18 protein-coding genes are annotated in these 22,685 nt (G+C 37.5%); 5 read left to right on the forward strand and 13 right to left on the reverse strand.

Going from position 1 to position 22,685, the window contains the following annotated elements; translation table 11 throughout:
* The first annotated feature begins 168 nt into the window (after positions 1 to 168).
* The 3 genes from rpe (at position 169) to K8089_RS04255 (ending at position 4,264) form a co-directional block, all read left to right on the forward strand.
* Positions 169 to 828, forward strand: a complete 660-nt coding sequence (gene rpe / locus K8089_RS04245; RefSeq protein ID WP_237602038.1) for a ribulose-phosphate 3-epimerase — start codon at positions 169 to 171, stop codon at positions 826 to 828.
* A 121-nt stretch (positions 829 to 949) separates the two neighbouring features.
* The gene (locus K8089_RS04250; RefSeq protein WP_237602039.1) at positions 950 to 3,232 is read left to right on the forward strand and encodes a T9SS type A sorting domain-containing protein; all 2,283 of its coding nucleotides are present in this window, start codon (positions 950 to 952) and stop codon (positions 3,230 to 3,232) included.
* A 60-nt stretch (positions 3,233 to 3,292) separates the two neighbouring features.
* Entirely contained in the window at positions 3,293 to 4,264 is a 972-nt protein-coding gene (locus K8089_RS04255) for a YpdA family putative bacillithiol disulfide reductase (RefSeq protein ID WP_237602040.1), read from the forward strand.
* A gap of 26 nt (positions 4,265 to 4,290) precedes the next feature.
* On the opposite strand, the gene K8089_RS04260 is transcribed toward K8089_RS04255, so the two are convergent.
* The 12 genes from K8089_RS04260 to xrtF form a co-directional block, all read right to left on the reverse strand.
* Positions 4,291 to 5,127 carry a zinc-dependent peptidase gene (locus K8089_RS04260; RefSeq protein WP_237602041.1) on the reverse strand — a complete coding sequence of 279 codons (837 nt, stop codon included), beginning with the start codon at positions 5,125 to 5,127 and terminating at the stop codon, positions 4,291 to 4,293.
* A gap of 126 nt (positions 5,128 to 5,253) precedes the next feature.
* Entirely contained in the window at positions 5,254 to 6,711 is a 1,458-nt protein-coding gene (locus K8089_RS04265) for a SusD/RagB family nutrient-binding outer membrane lipoprotein (protein WP_237602042.1), read from the reverse strand.
* A gap of 11 nt (positions 6,712 to 6,722) precedes the next feature.
* Entirely contained in the window at positions 6,723 to 9,932 is a 3,210-nt protein-coding gene (locus tag K8089_RS04270) for a SusC/RagA family TonB-linked outer membrane protein (RefSeq protein WP_237602043.1), read from the reverse strand.
* 402 nt (positions 9,933 to 10,334) lie between these two features.
* On the reverse strand, positions 10,335 to 10,868 hold the full coding sequence (locus K8089_RS04275; protein ID WP_237602044.1) for a hypothetical protein: 534 nt from the start codon (positions 10,866 to 10,868) through the stop codon (positions 10,335 to 10,337).
* A 347-nt stretch (positions 10,869 to 11,215) separates the two neighbouring features.
* Positions 11,216 to 11,536 (reverse strand): four-helix bundle copper-binding protein, encoded by a 321-nt coding sequence (locus K8089_RS04280; protein WP_237602045.1) that lies wholly within the window; start codon positions 11,534 to 11,536, stop codon positions 11,216 to 11,218.
* 90 nt (positions 11,537 to 11,626) lie between these two features.
* Positions 11,627 to 11,980 carry a heavy-metal-associated domain-containing protein gene (locus K8089_RS04285; protein WP_237602046.1) on the reverse strand — a complete coding sequence of 118 codons (354 nt, stop codon included), beginning with the start codon at positions 11,978 to 11,980 and terminating at the stop codon, positions 11,627 to 11,629.
* Positions 11,981 to 12,079: 99 nt separating this feature from the next.
* Entirely contained in the window at positions 12,080 to 14,314 is a 2,235-nt protein-coding gene (locus K8089_RS04290) for a TonB-dependent receptor (RefSeq protein ID WP_237602047.1), read from the reverse strand.
* 3 nt (positions 14,315 to 14,317) lie between these two features.
* Entirely contained in the window at positions 14,318 to 16,822 is a 2,505-nt protein-coding gene (locus K8089_RS04295; RefSeq protein ID WP_237602048.1) for a heavy metal translocating P-type ATPase, read from the reverse strand.
* Between the two features lie 110 nt (positions 16,823 to 16,932).
* The gene (locus K8089_RS04300) at positions 16,933 to 17,352 is read right to left on the reverse strand and encodes an HYC_CC_PP family protein (RefSeq protein WP_237602049.1); all 420 of its coding nucleotides are present in this window, start codon (positions 17,350 to 17,352) and stop codon (positions 16,933 to 16,935) included.
* 56 nt (positions 17,353 to 17,408) lie between these two features.
* On the reverse strand, positions 17,409 to 17,951 hold the full coding sequence (locus tag K8089_RS04305; protein WP_237602050.1) for a DUF3347 domain-containing protein: 543 nt from the start codon (positions 17,949 to 17,951) through the stop codon (positions 17,409 to 17,411).
* Between the two features lie 38 nt (positions 17,952 to 17,989).
* Positions 17,990 to 18,424, reverse strand: a complete 435-nt coding sequence (locus K8089_RS04310; RefSeq protein WP_237602051.1) for an exosortase F system-associated membrane protein — start codon at positions 18,422 to 18,424, stop codon at positions 17,990 to 17,992.
* A complete protein-coding gene (gene xrtF / locus K8089_RS04315) occupies positions 18,424 to 18,966 on the reverse strand; it encodes an exosortase family protein XrtF (protein ID WP_237602052.1) in 543 nt (180 codons plus the stop codon). Before xrtF ends, K8089_RS04310 begins: the two co-directional genes overlap by 1 nt.
* A gap of 158 nt (positions 18,967 to 19,124) precedes the next feature.
* On the opposite strand from xrtF, the gene K8089_RS04320 reads away from it, so the two are divergent.
* Positions 19,125 to 19,583: a GAF domain-containing protein gene (locus K8089_RS04320; protein WP_237602053.1), complete on the forward strand. Its 459-nt coding sequence runs from the start codon at positions 19,125 to 19,127 to the stop codon at positions 19,581 to 19,583.
* Positions 19,584 to 19,698: 115 nt separating this feature from the next.
* On the opposite strand, the gene K8089_RS04325 is transcribed toward K8089_RS04320, so the two are convergent.
* Positions 19,699 to 20,955, reverse strand: coding sequence for an ABC transporter permease (locus tag K8089_RS04325; protein ID WP_237602054.1), 1,257 nt, complete (start codon positions 20,953 to 20,955; stop codon positions 19,699 to 19,701).
* A 138-nt stretch (positions 20,956 to 21,093) separates the two neighbouring features.
* Here K8089_RS04325 and purH point away from each other — a divergent pair, with 138 nt between their 5' ends.
* Complete coding sequence (gene purH, locus K8089_RS04330; RefSeq protein WP_237602055.1) at positions 21,094 to 22,626, forward strand: bifunctional phosphoribosylaminoimidazolecarboxamide formyltransferase/IMP cyclohydrolase; 1,533 nt, start codon at positions 21,094 to 21,096, stop codon at positions 22,624 to 22,626.
* Positions 22,627 to 22,685 lie beyond the last annotated feature (59 nt).

The raw sequence follows: 22,685 nt of genomic DNA on the forward strand, positions 1-22,685 counted from the left end.
GTTTTTTCATGCCATAAAATTTCAAAAAGAAATTTTTCTAAAACCTTATTAAGAAGGTTAACGTCAAATTTTACACCCAGAATTTAAAGGATTCCCGGCTCCGCGGGAATTTTGATTTAATTAAAATCATTTATAAGATATATGTACCTTTGCAAAAACACCTTTACAATGAGCAACACAATTATTGCCCCTTCTATACTTGCAGCAGATTTCGCCAACTTACAGCGCGATATTGAATTAATTAACAACAGTGAAGCCGAATGGTTCCACTTAGATGTTATGGACGGTGTTTTTGTGCCAAATATTTCTTTCGGAATGCCCGTTATTAAAAGTATTGCGAAGCATGCCAAAAAACCGTTGGATGTACATTTAATGATTATTGATCCTGATAGATATATAAAAGTATTTGCTGAACTAGGTGCCAATGTGCTCACGGTTCATTTTGAAGCTTGCACACATCTACACCGCACCCTACAAGCTATTAAAGATGAAGGCATGCAAGCAGGAGTCGCTATAAATCCGCATACCAATGTTTCATTATTAGAAGACACAATTAAAGATATAGATTTGGTATGTATGATGAGCGTTAACCCTGGTTTTGGCGGACAGAGTTTTATTGAAAATACGTACAAAAAAGTAAGACAACTTAAAAAAATCATCGAAGCCAACGGTGCTTCTATAAAAATTGAAATAGACGGTGGGGTAACCAATAAAAACGCAAAACAACTAGTTGATGCGGGTGCCGATGTGTTAGTGGCCGGAAGCTATGTTTTTGGTGCGAGTGACCCTACGCAAACAATTTCAGATTTAGTTAAACTTACTCGTTAGTTTTATTTCGTATTCAACAATCTTCAAATTTGAAGGTTTTGCATTTTTTTATTTTTATTAAATTTATACATAGCAGGTAGGGTATTCCACATAGTACCTGTTATATTAAAAATGCGGAACCATGAAAATAACTGTACTATTTAATTTAATTCTACTTTTAGTAAGCTCACAAACATTTGCACAAGACCCAAATTGGAGTTACATACGTCGAGACAATACCGGCATTGGAAGTCTTGAACACACTACAATTAGAGGCGATTTTTTCAACAATATTTGGACTGGTGGCTATTCTTCCACAGCAAATGAAGGAAGCTTGGTACGAATAAAAACCAGTGATACACTATATACCAATTGGGCTACCTATAATGAAAACTACCTTCCCAATGGGTTTATTTTTGATATTGATTTTGACAGCACTGGCATTATTTGGGTTTCCACAGAACTCGGTATAGTTACTTCGGATGATGGCTTGGTTTGGCAACTTTACGATACTTCTAATACGCCGTTGTTAGCCAATGTTACACGAGCATTAGCCATTGATAGTAACGATAACATTTGGGCGGTAATTTCAGATAATAATCCATCGCAGGCCGGGGTAGCACATTTTGACGGCACCACTTGGGAATATTTTACCAGTGCAAATTCCAACTTTCCTACGGTTGGCGAAATTAAAGACATTCAAATAGATGCCAACGACGGTGTGTGGATAGCTACAGATATGGGCTTGGTGCAATACAATGGCACAGATTGGACGCATTATACCACAACCAACAGCGGTCTTTCAGAAGATGATATTCTCGAAATTTCCTTAGATAATCAAGACAGAATTTGGTCGCTAGTAGGAAATGCAATCGATATTTTTGACGGTACAACTTGGACTCAAATAAATCAAAACGACTGGCCTATTTCAAACTTCTATGGTTTTTCAATGGATATTCGCGACGACAAGGTTCTTATAGCGGGAAGCAACACTACCATTGTATATTTTGATGGTACAGATTGGTTTTCGGAGTACACAAATTTTTATATGTACGATTGTTTTATCGATGCAGAAAACAACTATTGGGTATCGGGTTCGGGAACCGTGGCAAAATTTGACGGTACAGATTATACAAAATACACGCAGTACAATACGGGCTTACCCACTAATTTTAACAACGATATTTTTATAGATAGTCAAGGTCGCAAATGGTTCGCAAATGGCAATGGTGGTATTCAAGTATTTGATTGTCCAAATTGGGAAGTTTATGGGCCCAACAATGAAGGCCTCTACCCCAACCCACAGCCACTATATCAAACAACCATAGGCAGTTCAATTTCTGAAGATGCCGACGGTGACATTTGGTTTACTTATGATGGCACTTCGGGATATGCCATACAAGTACCCGATGGAAACTATCAAGATTATGCCGCTTGGGTAATTTGGGACAACACCAATTCGCACCCTGGGTTACAAAGCCTTGAAGAAGTTGAAGCCACAGATGACGGTAAGGTTTTTATTCGCGGTTTTAATTACAATACTTTTATGTATGATAAAAATACGAACACTTGGACGCTATGGGATAATACAAATGGATTAAGCGCGCCTCCCTATTGCCTTACTGCTAGGCCGGGCGGTAAAATGTATGCAGGAAACTTTCAAGGTATAGATGTTTTTGAAAATGGCGCTTGGACAAGTATAAACCTTTCTTCTGAAGGGATAAGTAACGTACGAGATATTGCTTTTGATGCAAATGACCATATGTGGATCGCAAGCGCCGAAGGCCTTTGGAAATATGACGGTACTACGTGGACCAATTGGAACGAATCTAATAGCAATATAGCTGCAAACTACGTTACTGCCATAGATATTGATACAACTACGAATTATGTCTATTTAAGTGCACACAATACGCAAATCTGGCCCTATTACGGCGGAATATCGTATTTTGACGGAATTGCCAGCGACTTTACCACGTTTTTGGACGGAAGCTCTCCCCTTGCACATAAACAAGTAGAAGATATTGCCATCGATTCTTTCGGAAATATTTGGGCATTAACACAGAGCGAAGGTTTTAGCATTTACAACCCGGCTGGAATAGATGGTTTTGAATGTATTGATCACACAATAGAGCGCATACTTAGTGTTCCAGAATTTGATAACGACAATACACTTATTGCTATAAATCATCCCAATCCATTTTCTTCCAAAACAACAATTGAAGTTATCACAGAAGATTCGCATCCAATTTCACTTGAAATTTATGATATTTTGGGTAGAAAAATTCAATCAATTTTAGAACGGGATATACACATTGGGAAAAACGAAATAACCGTTGATTTATCACTCGAAAGCACGGGTATATACTTTGGTAAAATTTCGACTAATAAGAAATCCAAAACCATAAAATTGCTGAAAAATTAAACAATTGCTTAAAGGAAGTTAACGTAGTTCTTTTCATTAAATTTGCCATAAAACAATACTTTGGCAACTATAAAAGATGTACTTATAATTGGTGCAGGTCCTATTGGAATAGCCTGCGCTTTGGCGTGTAAAAAGAAAAATTTAGATTACGTGGTTGTTGAAAAAGGCCCGTTAACAAATTCGCTTTACAACTATCCATTAAATATGACTTTTTTTTCTACTTCAGAAAAATTAGAGATAGACGATATTCCTTTTATAAGCAACAATCCAAAGCCCACCCGAAATGAAGCCCTAGAATATTACAGGCGGGTGGCTACTTCAAATAATTTAAATATTAATTTATACGAAGAAATTGTTACGGTTGAAAAAACTAGTGATGGTTTCGAGATTACTTCAGATAAAAATAACTACAGCACTAAAAATATTATTGTAAGCACGGGTTTTTATGACATTCCAAAAATGCTGAATGTACCCGGGGAAGATCTACCAAAAGTTACCCATTATTACAAAGAAGCGCATCCGTATGTTATGCAGAAAGTTGTCGTTGTGGGGGCGAGTAATTCATCTGTTGATGCTGCTTTAGAAATATACAGAAAAGGCGGGGATGTTACTATGGTTATTCGCGGCTCAGAAATTGGTGAACGTGTTAAATATTGGGTAAAACCCGATATTGAAAACCGAATTAAAGAAGGAAGTATTAAAGCTTTTTTTAATTCTGAAATTACCGAAATTACAAGTGATTCAGTCATCATTAAAACTCCGGAAGGCACTAAAAGACTCGCAAATGATTTTGTAGTAGCACTTACGGGTTACAAACCTAATTTCGAATTTTTAGAGAAGTTAGGAGTGAAACTGAGTGCAGATGCAAATAAATTCCCTACTTACAATCCTAAAACAATGGAAACCAATATAAAGGGTCTGTATTTAGCTGGTGTTATTTGTGGAGGAATGGAAACCCATAAGTGGTTTATTGAAAATTCACGGATACACGCTAAAATAATTGTGGAACATATTGTTGCATCGCAATTTTGATTATTGATTAAAGCACTTTAACATAATCAATATTGGGCAAAATTAAAGTTTAGCAATTTCTTAGTGTAATCATAAATTTTGGGAAACTGGCTTTTAAACTCTGTTGGCGACTCAAAAAAATATTCTGCCAATACAGCCATAAACTCATACTGATTTGAAAAAGCGTACGCGCGAAAAAACGCAGTCTTGTCTATTTTATCCTTCACATTTTGAAGAGTTAGTTGTTTTAATATATTCTGAAAATGTTTGGAGAACCGCAAAGAGTCTAAGTCGCGACTTGTTTTAGCTTCCAATTGCATGGCGTGCATAAATTCATGAATCCCTACGTTTAGGTTATCATTAGTGATTTTAAAGCCATTTTCAAAATCGCTCCAAGAAAACACCAAGGCCTTTTCCTTTGGATTAAATTCACCTTTATGGTAGTTATTATTTATTACACTGAAAAATTGGTCGGGATAGATAAGCACGACATTTATTAATGAATAACTATAATTTTTTCTTCCAAAGCTTAACATGCAACCCACTGCGGCAATTAGAACGCTCATCCGTTCCGTAACAATGAGATTATCTCTTCCAATAAATCTTTTTTCTGAAATAAAATGTGCTACGCGATGCTCAAACTGCTGTTTTTGCTTTTTTGTAAGTAGATTATAAAAATTGAATTCAGTTGTAAGTATTGACAATTGTACAGCTGAAAGTTTTTTATAAATAAAATAGTGTCGAAACAGAGGTTTATTAAATTGGGCAGCATATAAATTTTCAAAAAAACGAAAGAGAAAGAGTAAAAATCCAAGTAATACAATTCCGTAAGCATACGGTGCAAGCCAAGGAGCATAGACTTCAGAAAGATAGAAAAACAGCATATATTAACTTTTCTAAAAATTATAACGTTTTAAAATGTGCTATATTCTCTAAATAAAACGCATAAAAAAATCCCCAGCAAACGCCGGGGATTTCTCTATAATTGAAATTGCTGTGTTAGCTATTTCTTAAAAATCAAACGTATAAAACTTATCCCAGAACAATCTAGTTTCAGGAGCATCTCCGCCAATAGCAGATGAAGCAGCGTTATAGTTATCTTCATTCAATGTTTGCTCAGCTACTGGGTATAAGTAACGGGTTGGGAAACCAGACTCAGCACCAGTTGGCTCAGCTAAAATTGGGTAATCCAAACGACGTACAGATAGGTAATTAGCAAAAGTTCTGTTGTAAAGACCTAAGTAAGCTTGCGTACCAATAACTTGTTTCCAAGCTGGATTAGAGATACTTGTCGCTAATGCGCTTGCGTAATCAACTTCAGGCTTCGCTAAGTAAGTAGCTACATCGTCCGCACCCCAGTAATCGAATGATGCTGTAATTCCAGCAGCATAATGGGTTGCAGCATCACCACCTACAGAATAACCTCTAGCCGCAGCTTCAGCCATTAAAAATCTAACTTCAACATAGGAAAGAAGCACTCCAGGTTCAGTAGGATCTACCAAACGATCGGCAACGTGAGAGAAGTCTGGATAAGCTGATATTTCACCAATTTGTCCACCAATATATTCACCATCAACATCTGTGAAATAAACCGGTCTTCTAGGATCTTCTAAATCATTCATAATATCGATGATTGTTACAGCAGCAACATAGTCATTACGTCCACTAAGAACAAGGTTATCATTCATTGGGTTGTTATTAGGCGCTGCAGCTGAATACATATAACTTCCGTTATCTGCATTGCTAGTAAACACACCGCTTGTAACAGCAGATTCTACAGTAGATTTAGAGAGGCCTGCGTCAACATCAGAAAGCATAATACCCATTCTTAATTTTAAAGAATTAGCAAACTTTTTCCAATTTGAAACATCACCGCTATACATAAGGTCTTGGGTACCGTTAAAGCTTCCAACACCTGTATTCATACTTCCAATGGCAGCATTTAAACGGGCAATTAAGTCTTTGTAAATAGTAAGACCGTCATCGTAAGCTGGCAATAGATTTTCAATATCTAAAGCTTCACTATAAGGAACATCGCCGTAAGTTTCCACTAAGTTACTATAAGCATAAACAGTTAGCACTTCAATAATTGCTAGCTTGTTTGGCTTAAGAGCGTTAGTAAGATCATTATCAGTTTCAGAAATAACTCTTGCAGCTTCGTCTAAATCTTTTAGCACGTCTCTGTACATTTCTCTCCAGTGGTTATCTGGAATGGCACGAGTAATTTGATCGTACTGACTTTCATCGGTATAAGTGGTCTCCTGAAGTTGTTGCGTCCATAACCTTAAGTTATTAAGGTTAACGTTTGGAGTCACAACTTGGTCGGCCAACTGCTTTTGAGCAGAGGCGAACAAACTTTCACCACTCACTGCAGTAGGGTCTTTTATATTCTGGTTCAGGTCTTCAAGATTGTCTGAACACGATACGGCCATAACTGCCGCAGTTAGTATTAAAAATATTTTCTTCATTTGTCTATATATTAAAATTGTGCTTTAATGTTAAACCCGTAATCTTGGGTAGTTGGCAATGAACCAGTAACATAACCTTGAAGGTTACCAGAGCTCAAACCTGCTTCAGGATCAGCGTATGGTAGGTTTTTGTCAATTATCCAAAGGTTAGAACCTGAAAGGCTAAATGACAAACCAGTCATAAAAGTATTCTCAAGGTATCTTGATGGCATTGTGTATGTAAGTGATACTTGACGAAGTTTAATGTAACTCGCATCGTAAACAAAGGCAGCAGCAGGTAAGGCAGCATATCCAAATCCACTAAACCCATTTGCATCCGTTCTAGTTGTATTTGTAGAACCATCTGGGTTAACTCCTGGGTTGATATATCCACCACCTTGATCTAGAGGGCTTCTTACAGGATTTCCTAAGTCGTTGGTAAATGATGTATTTGCATATATACCAGTTGCTTCACCATAATACTGGTCAAGAGAGAATAAACTTCCACCTTCCTGAATATCGATTAGGAAACTAAAAGATAGATCTTTGTATGTAAATGTATTCGTAATACCTGCTAACCAATCTGGGTTAGTATCACCAAGAACATTGTTTGAAACTGGAGTTTTAAGGTATCTTCCACTTTCTGGGTCAACAACTTTTTCGCCGTTTAGGTAAACAAAGTCTTGACCGTAAATTACACCGTAAGGCTGTCCGAGTTCTGCATTGATAGAAACACCACCTTGGAATCTACCTAACTCAAGGTTTTTAATTCCGTCAGGTAATTCAATAACCTCACTCTCGTTTTGAGACCAGTTGGCATTGATAGACCAAGTAAAGTTATCATTTTTAATAGGCATTGCATTTAATGAAACTTCTACACCTGTGTTTTCAATTTCACCTGCATTAAGCAATTTACCAGTATAACCAGTAGTAGCAGAAATTGGCACGGTAACAATCTGGTTAATAGAGTTTGATTTGTAGTAAGATACATCAAAACCTAATCTGTTGTTTGCAAAACGCATTTCTAGACCTGCTTCGTAACTTTTAGTACGTTCTGGCTCTAGGTTAGGGTTGTTAGCAGTGTTAGGAATAGAGTTTCCTATATCGCCGTTTATTACGTAAGTATCTTTCAATCTATCAAAAGGAGCTCCGTTACCAACCTCAGCATAGTTTAAACGAAGTTTACCAAAACTAATGGCATTAACGTCTAACAATTTGCTAAATACAAAACTTGTAGATACAGAAGGATAGTAAAATGCGCTATTGTCTTCAGGTAATGTAGAGAAACGGTCTCTTCTGATTGTTCCGTCTAAGTAAACAACATTTGCAAAACCAAATGATGCACTGGCGTAAACCCCATCTACTCCAATTTTTTCCGCTTGTTCAACCGGGTTTGGAAGTGGTGATTTACCATTCTGTAAAGAGTATAATCCTGGAACTACCAATCCACCGGCAGTAGAAGATGTTAAAGAGTTAAACTCGCTTCTTCTAATGTTTGAACCTAATATACCTGCAAAACTTAAGTTTTCAGAAATATCAGTATTAAAGTTAAACATTAAGTCGTAGTTTGTTTCTGTAGCTGTAATGTCTCTTCTTAAATAACCAGAATCAACGTTTCCACGAGCAACACCAAATGAAGTTGCAACAGAACCTACGGCTCTACGCTCCTCTTGGTTTTCATTATAGGTATCTGTAGAAACTCTACCAGTTACGCTAACCCAATCAGCAATTTCGTAGTTAAGTTCAAAATTCCCAATAAAACGACTTCTTCCATCATTTTGGTAATTTTCATAACGCGTCCAGTATGGGTTATCCCAATATAGCGGTGCTGCACCTGGCTCAGCACTTCCTGGGTTCCAAGTTACGTTTCTACGTGTTAAGAAGTAAGCGTCTTTTTGATCATTTACATCGGTACTAACAGACCACCATTGCTTCATATTACCTACAACGTTATCGTTATAACCTGTAGAGTTACGACCCAATGCATCTGTTTTAATATAATTAGCAAAACCACTTGCCGTTAATTTATCAGTAACATCGTAAGTTCCGCTAAAAATAAAGTTATGTCTATCTAGAGTACTGTTAGGCATTAAACCTGACTGATCTAATTTAGTATAAGACATACGGTACGAACCATTTTCTAATCCATTTGAAATAGAAATAGAGTTGGTTAACGTAATTGGCGTTTCAAAAAAGTTCAATGGACCATTTGCTGCAGCCACATACGCAGATTTCTGCAAGTAAGTTGGCAAGGATGGATCAAATGAATTCCACTTGTATATAAAAAGGTTAGGATCGTATGCTGGTCCATAAGAAGCATCATCAACATAGTTTTCAACTTGATCATCTATACCATCGCCGTTAATATCTTCAAATGTGAAGTAATCTCCATAACCAGGACCGTATTCATTTTGATACTCAGCAAAAGTGCTTTTATCTATAAAACCAACGGTTGCATTAGTATTAATTGTAACACCAATTCCCTTTGCTTTCTTACCTTTTTTAGTAGTAATGATAATAACCCCGTTTGCAGCACGTGAACCATAAAGTGCAGATGCAGCAGCACCTTTAAGCACGTTAATAGTCTCAATATCGTCTGGGTTAATATCGGCAGCGGCGTTACCGTAGTCATAATAGTTACCTCTAGCTTGCGTTTGTCCAGCATCGTTGGTATTTCTATTACTAATTGGCACACCATCCACAACAAATAAGGCTTGGTTGTTACCAGTTAAAGAAGTGTTACCTCTAATAACTACGTTGGTAGAACCACCAAAGTTGTTGTTTCTTCTAATTTGAAGACCAGATACTTTACCAGAAAGAGCATTTGTAAAGTTGTTACCCTTAACGGTTGCAATATCTTCTCCGTCAACTTCTTGTGTTGAATACCCCAATGATTGTTTTTCACGGGAAACACCAAGTGCAGTTACTACCACCTCGTCCAACATTGAACCAGCTTCCATAGTAACATTAATCGTATTTGAGGCTCCGATAGTAATCTCTTGAGTCTCAAAACCTACATAACTATACACAAGTACCTGTCCCGTTGCAGCATCAATGGTGTAGTTACCATCAAAATCAGACTGCGTTCCAGTACTAGTCCCTTGTATAATTATGTTAACTCCTGGAAGCGGCAAACCTGTGTCGTCAGTTACCGTTCCGGAAATTGTTTTTTCCTGTGCAAAAGAGAGCTGCACAATCAACACTACTAATAGTGTTAAAATTCCACTAAACTTTGTTTTCATTTTTTTGTTTGTTTGAATTAGCACTCCAAAAGTGCCAATAAAATCTTACAATTCCAACTTTTATAGTAAGTAGATTGTGAAAAAATTATCAAAAAGTTATTTTAAAATGGGAGTTTCTGCTGAAAATTCATTTCAAAATTCTGCAAATGCTTGGTTTTCTTGTACCTGTGAAGGATATTCAATAATTACAGATGCGCTTAAAGTATTTAAAAATAAATGAAGTTTTTTCCTAACACTTTATGAACAATTGCCTCAACATTACGACACATGGCGTTTTGGAGCGTTTTAACATATTTTAAGAAACAAGTTGGTATTTGTTAAATTTTGAAGTCATTTCATCTTCAAACTTAATATTTAACACTCCCTTTACAGTTGAAAAATCGCAACATTGTATAACAGCTATTATTTCTTAGAACTTTCTCCTTTAAACTGCTGTGAGTTACTTTTAAATAATACATTAAACGTAGTTAAACTACCATAACAGCGGGTTATATATTGTTGTAGATCTACTTTATCCTGTTCTGCCAGTTCTTTACTTGCATTAATTTTTTGCTCCATTACCCGAAGTCGGTCTCGCAACATCACTATTTTATGAAAAAACGTATCAATAGGAATTTCTTTTGAAGCTAAATTTGAATCACTCGGCTTAAAAACAAGAGTACCACCCTTCCACTTATCGGCTATTGGCACAATCTCACTAAAGCCGTTCCATTTTTTAAGAATATCGCGAAGGCTTTTTTCAACCTCGTAAAAACTTACCGTATCCACTTCGTCTTCGGCGGCTTCTATTATTTCAAATTCATCATCTGTGGCAATTGTTTCTAAACCATTATCAATAAATGTTACCCAGTACATTTTTGCGGTAACATTGGTAACTACCCCTTTCCCGTAATTGGGGTGGTCTATTCTAGAACCTATTCCTAATATTTGTTTCATTATTTATAATTTGTGGTTTGTGGTTTGTGGTTTGTGGTTTGTGGTTTGTGGTTTGAAGTTGTAAAACTAACAACACAAATTTACTACAATAAAAAAAACCATCCGTCTTTCGAGGGATGGTTTCTTTGGTTCAAAATAACCAATCGCTAACTACTTCTTCTTAGGAGCAGCTGGCGAAGCCTTTTTGCTATCCTGCTTTTTGGCCTGTGGACCTTTAGCTGGTTGCGGCTTTTTGTTTTGCGGTTGTTGTGGCATAACAATTACTTTTTTTTAAATTAACAATATAAAGGTAAAAAACACCACTGTTAATTTATTCTCTCATTGGCTAAATTTTAACAGCCAGATTTTTAGGCAAGATATGCACGGCATTCCGCTGCACATTTTTTACAAGCCTCAGCACAATCCTGACAATGTTTTGTGTCGTGTTGCGAACATTCCTTCGCACACGCATCGCAAATTTTAGCACAGTATTTTACCAAATCGTCAACATCGGTAAATCCAGTAGCCAATAGTTGGTTTAAAGTGCTACAAACTTCTGCACAAACCCTATCTAAACGGATACAGTCAACCATCATTTTTACATTTTCTTCGTCTAAACATGCATCTGCACAATAGTTGCAATGATTAATGCAATTGCCCAGTGCGTGAATTAATTTCTCGTTTTTCATAATTTGTTTTTTTTAGAGAAATCAAATTAATTAATTCACGCCGTACTCTTTATTAAGAAAATTATAAAATCTTTATAAATAAACGCCTTTTTATTTATGGTCATCAACAACTTTTGGATCACGGTATTTGCAGCACGGATCTATCTCGTCATACACTTCGTCCTTTGCAAGTATATCCTGTGTATCGTGACCACTGTCTGCAATACTTTGTTGAATTTTTGTTAAATCGGTTTTTCCCTCATTATATATAAGGTCTAATTGATGGGTTTCTACACTCCAGATAGCAGATTTAACTCCTTTTGCTTTAATCGATGCTTTTTCAATCCGGTCTTTACACATTCCGCACACCCCATCCACCTCAATGGTAGCTTTTGCATTTTTGTTTTGGGCAAAACCAGTTACCCCTATAAATAGTACACTAATAATTAAGATTGCTTTTTTCATATTTATTCTAATTTTAATTGTTATTAATAATTATTCTTTGCGATCCTTGCAACTTTAGGGTATAAAAAATACCGCAAAGGAACAAAGGAAGCTGTAATTCTAATTTATTCTATATCGCAAACCTGCATAATACGAGCTTCCAAAAATGGGACCGTAAACGTAAGTTGTGTCAAAAGTTGTTCCAAATGGATTATCGCTACCAGCTATCGGGTTTTTCTGGGTAACATTTGTAATGTTTTCGCCCCCTACATAGATTTCAAAGTTAGTTGAAAAAACCTTTGTTACCTGCGCATTTAAAGTAGATATTGATGGTGAAAATTCAGAAAGCCCAATAGTATTTAAATAACTTTCTGTTGAAGCAAAACGTTGCTCGCCCAAATAGTTGAAAGTTGCATCAAACTTCCAGTTGCCGCCATTCTTTGTTTGATGTGTTTCATATGAAGCATTTGCAAAAAAGCGATGGTTTGGCGTTAGTGGGTTTTTCTTTGTTCCACTTAAATAAGTTGTTTCAACATCGTAATATTTATACGCCAATTTCATATCAAAATTTTGAAAAGGGTTGTAATTGAATTCAACTTGGTAGTTATTTGAATAACTTTCACCTTCCAAATTATAGAAATTTACTTCCGTAGGATTTTCCCAATCTACCACAATTTGATTTTCAAAATCGGTTCTGTAAAAATCTACAGTTATATCTGCACCGCGTCCAAATAGATTAAAACCTTGCATATACGAGGCACCGAAGTTCCAAGCAATTTCAGGATCTAAACCGTAAATATCGCCACCGTTTCCTAAAATATTAATGCTACGCGAAGTGGCAAAAAGCTGTTGGTTTTCAGTGAAAATATTTGCGCTGCGTTTACCTCTTCCGGCAGATATTCTAAAAGCAGATTTATCCCAAGGTGTGTATCGCAAGTGAAAACGAGGTGTGATAAAAGCACCCAATCTATTGTGGATATCGCCTCGAATTCCGGCAGTAAAATTTAAATTGCCCAAATTGTCAAAATTGTATTCAAAAAATGCGCCCACCGAATTTTCAATTCTACTGAAATTTTCGGTTAAAACCAATTCGTCATAACCGTCGTAAGTAGCGCTAACACCTGTTTTTATTTTATGTCGCGAATCGCTAATTATTGAGTTGTACTGAAAATTGGCGTATAAACTGTTGTGTTCAATATTGTAATCGTTTAACCCAAAAAACGACTCTTGGTCGTGATGGCTGTATGCAAGTTGCAGTCCACCTGATTGCCAAGGAATGTCGGCGTTTACAAAACCTAATTTAGCCGAAACATCAAAGCGTTGGGTTCTAATTTCGCTACCCCAAGCGTTGGTGGTGCCGCGATCCTTATCTTTATCAAAATCCAGCTGGCCCGTTTGCTTTTCATCGTTTAAATAACGCACATTAAAGAAGCCCACAAATCCGTTTTCGGTATCGGTGTATTGCCAGCGATTCATCACGTTTACCTGTTGCATTAAAGGAGCATCGAGAAAAGAATCATCGTTTTTGTCAAATTCAGTGTCGCGCATATTTCCGTGAATGTATAAACCGGTGCTCCATCGCTCGCTCACTTTTGTATTGAGATGTGTATTTAATTCAAAACGCCCATTTCCGGCACCGTAGGCATTCACAAAAAGTTTATCGTCCGTGGTAGGTTTTTGCAATTCGGCATTTATCTGTCCGGCAATGCTTTCGTACCCATTTGTAACACTTCCCGCACCTTTCGTAATTTGAATGCTTTCCACCCAAGTTCCCGGAATAAAGCTCAAACCATACGCTTGCGAAGCCCCGCGAATGCTCGGCACATTTTCAGTGGTAATTAAAATATACGGACTGGTTAATCCCAACATTTTAATTTGTCGCGTTCCCGAAATTGCATCGGCAAAATTTACGTCAATTGATGGATTGGTTTCAAAACTTTCGGCCAAATTACAGCAAGCCGCTTTTAAAAGTTCGGCGCTACTAACATTTAAAACATTGGTAGCTTGAATAAAAGAGCGGGCAGTTGCTTTTTGCCGCGCCGTAACCGTTACCTCATCCAAATTGGCAGTTGAAACCAAAGAATGCTCAATGGGTTTTTGGGAATTTACCGAAATAGTATCGGTTTTATAGCCCATGTAACTAATTACTAATTTTTTGTATTCAGGCTTGTAAATAATTTCGAAATTACCGTCAAAATCGGTGACCGTCCCAATTGAAGTATCGAGCCAATAAACGTTTGCACCACCCAACGGAACTTCTTCGTTATTAATATTTTCAGTAATATGCCCTGTTATTTTTTCCTGTGAAAAAACGGAGAACGGAAGTATAAAAAGTATGTATAATAAATTTTTCATTTTTTAAATTTTCGCACTGCGCAATCGCAATGCATTAGCAATTACAGATACCGAACTGAAACTCATGGCCAGCGCAGCAATCATTGGTGATAATAATATTCCGAAAATTGGGAAGAGAACCCCTGCAGCAATTGGAACCCCGAGGACGTTGTAAATTAAAGCGAAAAAGAGGTTTTGCTTAATGTTGCCCATCACCTTTTCACTTAAATGGAAGGCTTTTACAATCCCGTGCAAATCGCCTTTTACCAACGTTATTCCGGCGCTTTCAATGGCTACATCGGTTCCGGTGCCCATTGCAATTCCCACATCGCTTTTTGCTAAGGCAGGCGCATCGTTTATTCCGTCGCCGGCCATCGCTACTTTTTTACCTTCGGCGTGTAGTTTTTCAACAACTTCCAGTTTGTGTTGCGGTAACATTTCAGCTTGAAAATCGGACAGATTCAATTCAGTCGCCACTGCTTTTGCGGTATCGTGGTTATCGCCCGTTAGCATAATAACCTTTATTCCTTTTTGCTGAAGTTCAGTGAGCGCTTCTTTACTGGTATCCTTTATTTTATCGGCAATCACAACATAGCCCACCACTTTTTCTTCAATGGCTAGCATCGGAACTGTTTTACCTTTTTTCTGTGCTGCGGAAATTTCCTTTTGAAGTGCTTCGGAAATATTCGCGCCAGCTTCCTGCATCATCTTTTCGTTCCCGAGGGCTATTTTCTTCCCATTAATAATTCCGGTAACACCTTTTCCGGTAACCGAATTGAAATTGGAAGTTTTAAGTACTTCGGAATTTTTCTCCTTTCCGTATTTTACCGTAGCATCGGCCAATGGATGCTCGCTGTTTTGGTTGAGCGAAACAATATATTGAAGCAGTTCTTCCTCCGAAGTATTTTCTGCAGCGCCCACTTTTTCCACCGATGGTTTTCCTTCGGTAATGGTTCCGGTTTTGTCAATAATTAAAACGTCAATTTTGTTAAAGGTTTCGAGGGCTTCGGCGTTTTTAATCAGCACGCCGTTTTGGGCACCCTTCCCTACTCCAACCATTACAGACATTGGTGTGGCGAGCCCAAGCGCGCAGGGACAAGCAATTATTAAAACCGCAATTGCATTGACCAAAGCATAAACATAGGCCGGTTCGGGGCCGAAAATTGCCCAGACTATAAAGGTTATTATTGAAACCAAAACCACAATTGGCACAAACCAACCCGAAATTTTATCGGCCAATTTTTGGATTGGCGCACGGCTCCGGCTGGCTTTGTTTACCATTTCAATGATTTGTGAAAGTAAGGTATCGCTACCCACTTTTTCGGCTTTCATTACAAAGGTTTGTTTGCCGTTTATGGTTCCCGAACTCACTTTATCGCCCTCGGCTTTTGAAACGGGAACGGGTTCGCCAGTAATCATCGATTCGTCAATAGAACTTTCGCCTTCTAAAATACTTCCGTCCACGGGAATTTTCTCGCCTGGTTTTACGCGGAGTTTGTCGCCAACTTCAATTTTATCGATTGCGATTGTTTCTTCTTTTCCATCAACGATTCGCACGGCTTTGTTGGGTGCCAGTTTCAACAACTCCCTTACTGCGGAATTGGTGCGGTTGTGCGCCCGTGCTTCCAAAACCTGTCCCATTAAAACCAAAGTGAGAATAACCGTTGCCGCTTCAATATAAACGTGAACGGTTCCCGATTCGGTTTTGAATTGTTCTGGGAAAAAATCTGGAAACAACATTCCAAAAACACTGAAAATCCAGGCCACCCCAGCACCTATCCCTATAAGGGTAAACATATTCAAGTTCCACGTTTTTATGGAACGATAGGCACGTTCAAAAAACATCCAAGTGGCGTAAAAAACCACTGGAATTGAAAGGCCCAATTGAATCCAATTCCAAGTAACCATCGGCATCCAATCGTACAATGGGTTGTTTGGGATCATTTCGGACATTGCTATTATAAAAATTGGAAACGTAAACGCTACTGCGATCCAAAACTTCTTCAGCAATTTTTTATATCCTTTGTTTTCGGCAGATTCGTCAACTTCCTTTGGCACCAAATCCATTCCACAAATTGGGCAGGAACCCGGTTCGTCGCGGACTACTTCGGGGTGCATTGGGCAGGTGTATTCTGTAGTATTTACAGAAGTTTTTACTTCTTCCACCAAATCCATTCCGCAGACTGGGCAATCGCCGGGCTTGTCGTAGGTTTTTTCGCCTTCGCAGTGCATGGGGCAATAAAAGGTTCCCGTGCTAGGTTGCTTGGCTCTTATTTCTTCCTTTTTTTCTTTATGCTTTTGCGCGGCTTCGGTATCGTCGGGAAGTGAGATACTGTAGCTTCCGCCGTCGTCTGCCAGCGCTTTTTCAAAAACTTTCAATGGAATATGTTTTTCCATTTCAATTACTGCTTCGGCTTTTTCAAGATTTACCGATGCTTTGGAAACGCCTTCAATTTCACTTAAAGTCTGTTCCACGTGACTTCGGCAGCCGTTGCAGGTCATTCCGTGTATTTTATATGTATGTTTCATTTTTTCGATTTTAAATCTGTTTTCAGTGTATTGCAGTCCTTATATATCTAAAGGGCACAACAAGCTTACACTTCAAATTAATGAAATGTGATTACTAAAAAATTATTAAATCAAATAAGGAAAGTGTCGTACAGAATGTTCAAATCCCGTTCGAGCGGTGGCGGACTATAATCCGCGTAGAAGGTTTTTTCTATGGAAGTAATTTCAGCTTCCTGCAAAACAAATACGGAAACGAAAGTAGCTACAAAGGTTTTGTTCAATTTTAAATCGAAGGAAGCTTTTGCAAAATTTTCGTCCGTCTGTATTTTGGTTACGTGGTTTTTACAGCAATCGTGGGCTTCGGGCGTAACAGTTTTATCATTACAATCTGAATCTGTTGCATCTTCCGCCATGCTGCAGGAAAGGTGTTTTTCACCTAAGGTAATTTCAGCCATCATTTCCATTCCGCTGCAAAAGTGCTGCGCATAGGCAATCCCCGAACTGCTGGCCAGCATCAGTATAGAGAGGAATATGGAAATGGATTTTTTCATTTAAAAACAAAAATACAAAAAAAAGCCTCCCATAAAATTGGAAGGCTTTGTTAAAATTAATTTATCTCGGCATCTACTCTACCGCACTTCAGCATTTTATCGCCAAAATATGGGTTTAAAATTTCTTTACTGCTGCTTATCCAGTACGCGCCTTTATTGTTGAAGGCCATTGGGCAATATTGTTTGTAAAGCATACCCGATTTTAAGGAACCCTGAAGCATTTCTTCCATCCCCATACTCAAGGGTTCAAAGTTTTCGCGTTGTATCTTTATATCTTCAGAACCTGCCATTGCAGCTACGGCGTTTTGGGTAGTTTCATCGGCATCCATTTCTTTTAAAAGCAATTCCAGTTTTGCTGCTTCGGTGGCAGTTTTCGCGGCGTCGGTGTTTACCAAAGCTGCTTCAACCTGCAAGTATTGTTCAAAAACTGCTTCAACCTTTGGGTCGTTAAACTCTGCCTCTATTTGGGCAATTTCATAGGTTTTGGTTTCGGTAGTTTCTACAGTTACAACTTCTGGCTCAGCTTGTTTTACATTGTCTTTACAAGATGAAACGGCAATTGCAGTAATTGCGAAGAAAATAAGCGATAATTTTTTCATATTCAGTTAAATTTTAGAATTGCAAAGGTATCAAAAATTTAACGTGATTTGTATTTCTGAAAATAAAAAGCCGGTAGCAGAATAAGTAAAAACAATGGTTGAATTAAAAACCGCCGAACGTAAAACAACACAAAATGCCCGCCGCTATCTTCGGAAGTGAAAATGATAAAACTAAAAGCCATAAAAAACAACACAAAGAGTACGCTGTAAAGCAACAGCGAAAATTTAATGATTTCCTTATCTTTAAAAATCATCCAAATAATTGCCAACGAAACAATTGTATTTAGCAGAAACCGCAATGCAATGCCGGTTTGTAATGCAAAAGTGTCCATTTTTGGCAACGGCATGCTTTTGTAGTTACCTTCAAAAAAATGTAAAAGAGGATCGTAAAACAGCGAGTCTTCAAAAGCGCGAATAAAAACCAGCAAACTAGCAAATGCAACTATAATTACTATGTTTAGTAGTTTTTTCATTATTCGTTATTCGGTTTAATAAGTTTAACCCAAACCATCCAAAGAATAAAAACCACACTGTAAATTATACCTGGAAAAACTACCGAATGTAGCACGTTTTCATACTGTGGAAATTTGTAAAGTGCCACAACAAGAATAACAATGCGAAGCAAATTAACGCTATAAATTAATACTGAACCAGCTAAAAGAAACAAGAGCGTTTTTTTAAAATTTTCTGCAAACGCAATAATAAAGGCCACAAACAATATAATTACACTCACCGAATTGCAACCCTCTACTATACTTACCGTATACGTATTATTTATGGTTAACGACATCCCCTGCTCTATTGTATTGGGCGTTAAACTGGAAGCATAACCAATAGATTTTAAAACGGCTTTACTTTGATTGGCAACAAGGTTTGAAATATAATCTGGAAAAAAACCTCCGCTGGCAGAGGCTTTTAAATAAAAGGAATAAACAATACTAAGCAACAAATAAGTGCCTAAAAACAACAAGACAAAACGAACAACTGTTCGGTATTTTTTAAAAAGTTCCTTCAAAAAAATTAATTATTTATACAACTGTTCCAAATTTTTTTAACAAACATTCAATTAATATTTTTGAAACTATCGTATTTAACAAAAATACAGTATTTGTTTTTGGTCTTTGTAATCGTTTTAAAATACTTTTGTGGGCGTAATTTATATTAAATAAACGTATGTCCTTTTCAAATTTAAAACCCAAGATCACCACCATTTTAGCTAACGATACCGAAAGTGTTAATGAGCGATTAACGGAGGTTTGTGAACTTCTTCAAACTTCCATAGGTTATTATGATTGGGTTGGCTTCTACTTTGCTAATGAGGCCGAACAAACGCTTCATCTAAAAGCTTTCGCGGGCGAACCAACGGATCACACGGTTATTCCCTTCGGAAAAGGCATCTGCGGACAAGTAGCAGTGAGCAACAAAAATTTTGTTGTGGCAGATGTAAAAGCACAAAGCAACTACATAGCGTGCAGCATTACCGTGAAATCTGAGATTGTAATTCCACTTTTTAAAGATGGAAAAAATATTGGACAAATAGATATAGACTCGCACATTGAAGACCCATTTTCGGAACAAGACGAACGATTTTTAGAATGGGTTAATGAAGAGGTTGCAAAGATCTTGGCCTAAAAATCCCCTTCCGCCTCTGAAGAGGAACTCTTACCCAAACTCAGTATAAAAAGCTCCGAAAGGAGCTTTGGTTTTTTTACAACAATGAGAATTCCCCTTTCGGGGATTAGGGGCATTACATCCCCGTTCTAATTGCCTCTACCGGATCTAGTTTTGAAGCCGAAATAGCCGGAATAATTCCTGATATCAACCCAATAAGTGCTGAAATTGCAGTGCCAATAAACATATTCCACGGCGATAGTACAAAGTTAAAGTCGCCTGTAAATTGTGACGCAATTATTGAAACTATAAAAACTAAAAACAAGCCAATTAATCCGCCAATTACGGCAAGAATTACAGCTTCAAATAAAAATTGAAAGAGGATAAATTTATTTTTTGCTCCCAACGATTTTTGAATGCCTATTAAATTTGTTCGTTCCTTTACGCTTACAAACATAATATTGGCAATCCCAAAGCCGCCAACCAACAATGAAAAGCCGCTAATAATGAGCCCAATAATATTCATACTTCCCGTTATTTCATCAATAAAATCTGCAAAACCTTGCAATTGATTGATAAAAAAGTTACTTATTTCATCGGGTTTTAGGCCGCGTTTAATTCGAAGTTTTTGTGTGAGTACGGCAATAAATTCGGCTTCGTCAATACCTTTTTGAGGTTTAACTACAATTTGCGGAAAAGTTGATTTGTTATTGTCGCCATAAATTCGGCGCACTACATTTACAGGCATCCAAACCGAAGTATCTTTGCTATTTCCGAACAATCCAGCACCTTCTTTTTCCAAAACACCAATCACCCTAAATTTACGTCCGTATATCCGCACTTCTTTTCCAATTGCATTTGCAGCTCCGCCAAACAACTGGTTGGCAATTTCATCACCCAAAACCACAACCATAGAACCACTGTTAGACTCAGAGCCGTTAAAAAACCTCCCTTCGTTTAGTTGCAGCGCTTCAATATTGTAATAACTATCTGTAACCGCGCCAATGGGCACATTATCTACTTGATTATTTTCGTATTTTATGGTTTCATTTGGGACGTTTAGCGTAAAGGTAGCTGCTTCTATATTTGGAGTGTTGCGTTCAAGGTATTGGTATTCATCATAAGTAACATCGGGAAATTGTTGCCATTTCCATCGCGGAATATCGGTAGGCCCAAAATTGAAACGCATGATAATAATCGTGCTGTTATCTAAACCGCTGATGCTTCCTTCAATTTCGCGCTTTAATGAATCTACTGCAGCCAGCACCGCAATAATTGAAAAAATACCAATGGTAACCCCTACCAATGAAAGGAAAGTACGTAATTTATTATTGCGAAGTGCATTGAGTGCAAAATTGAAACTTTCCTTTAAAACACGAAGATAAATTAGCATTTATGAATGATGATTAGCAATTGGTGATTTTTAATTTCAAAAAGGGTTGATAAATTTATAAAAAGTAAGACGTTTTCTCTTCGCTTATGTTACAAATAAACTATGCAATTATGTACTTTTGCACCTTAATTTTCAATAATGAACAATTCCAAAAAAATCACATCAGCACTAATCTCCGTTTTTAGCAAAGAAGGCCTCGCGCCAATCGTTAAAAAACTACACGAACAAAACGTAAAAATATACTCTACCGGCGGCACCGAAAAATTTATAAACGATCTTGGAATCGAAGTAATTGCGGTGGAAGATATAACAGATTATCCTTCCATTTTGGGTGGTCGCGTAAAAACACTTCACCCAAAAGTTTTTGGCGGTATTTTAAATCGCCAAGATAACGAAAGCGACCTTGCCGAAATGAAACAATACAACATTCCGCAGCTAGATGCCGTGATTGTTGATTTGTATCCTTTTGAAAAAACTGTTGCTTCGGGCGCTTCGGAAGCTGATATAATTGAAAAAATAGACATCGGTGGTATTTCATTAATTCGCGCAGCAGCGAAGAATTTTAAAGACACAATTTGCGTTTCTTCGGTTGATGATTACGCTGAGTTTTTAGAATTAATTTCAGCAAACAACGGCGAAATATCTTTGAAAGACCGCAAGCGTTTTGCTGCTAAATCTTTCAATGTTTCTTCAAATTACGATTCGGCGATTTTTAATTACTTCAACGAAGAGGAAAAATTGCCAGCTTTTAAAATAAGTGAAACCGACGGACAGGAACTTCGCTACGGCGAAAACCCGCACCAAAAAGGTTTTTTCTTCGGAAATTTTGACGAAATGTTCACCAAACTTCACGGAAAGGAATTGAGCTACAACAACCTTTTAGACGTTGATGCAGCCGTAAATTTAATGAATGAATTTAAAGGAGAAGCTCCAACCTTTGCCATTTTAAAACACAACAACGCCTGCGGAATTGCACAGCGCGAAACTGTGCAACAAGCTTATATGGCAGCATTGGCAGGAGATCCTGTTTCGGCATTTGGCGGAATTTTAATCAGCAATACCGAAATAGATGACGTTACCGCAACCGAAATCCACGATCTTTTTTGCGAAGTAGTTATTGCACCTTCCTTTTCAGCGAAAGCACAAGAAATTTTAGAAGGAAAGAAAAACAGAATTTTACTAATTCAGAAAGAAGCCGAATTGCCTACAAAAACTGTACGAACCTGTTTGAACGGGGTTTTGGTTCAAGACAAAGACAATATTACCGATACTGCCGAAATTTTAACGTACGCCACAAACAATAAACCTACTACGCAAGAGTTAGAAGACTTGTTGTTTGCCTCAAAAGTTTGCAAACACACAAAAAGCAATACTATTGTCTTGGCAAAGGGAAAACAACTTTGCGCCAGCGGAACCGGCCAAACCAGCCGGGTTGATGCATTAAGGCAAGCCATTGAAAAAGCAACATCTTTTAATTTTAATCTTGAAGGAGCTGCAATGGCAAGTGATGCTTTTTTTCCGTTTCCAGACTGTGTAGAAATTGCAGATAACGCAGGAATAACAGCTGTAATTCAGCCTGGTGGCTCTATAAAAGATCAACTGAGCATTGATTATTGCAATGCAAATAAAATGGCGATGGTATTTACCGGAACGCGCCACTTTAAGCATTAAATTTTATTACATTTGTTAAAACAAAGCCGACACGATAACCTTCAACTCCAACGAATTAA

This window comes from Aequorivita vitellina (genome assembly GCF_022008365.1).
GTDB lineage: Bacteria > Bacteroidota > Bacteroidia > Flavobacteriales > Flavobacteriaceae > Aequorivita > Aequorivita vitellina.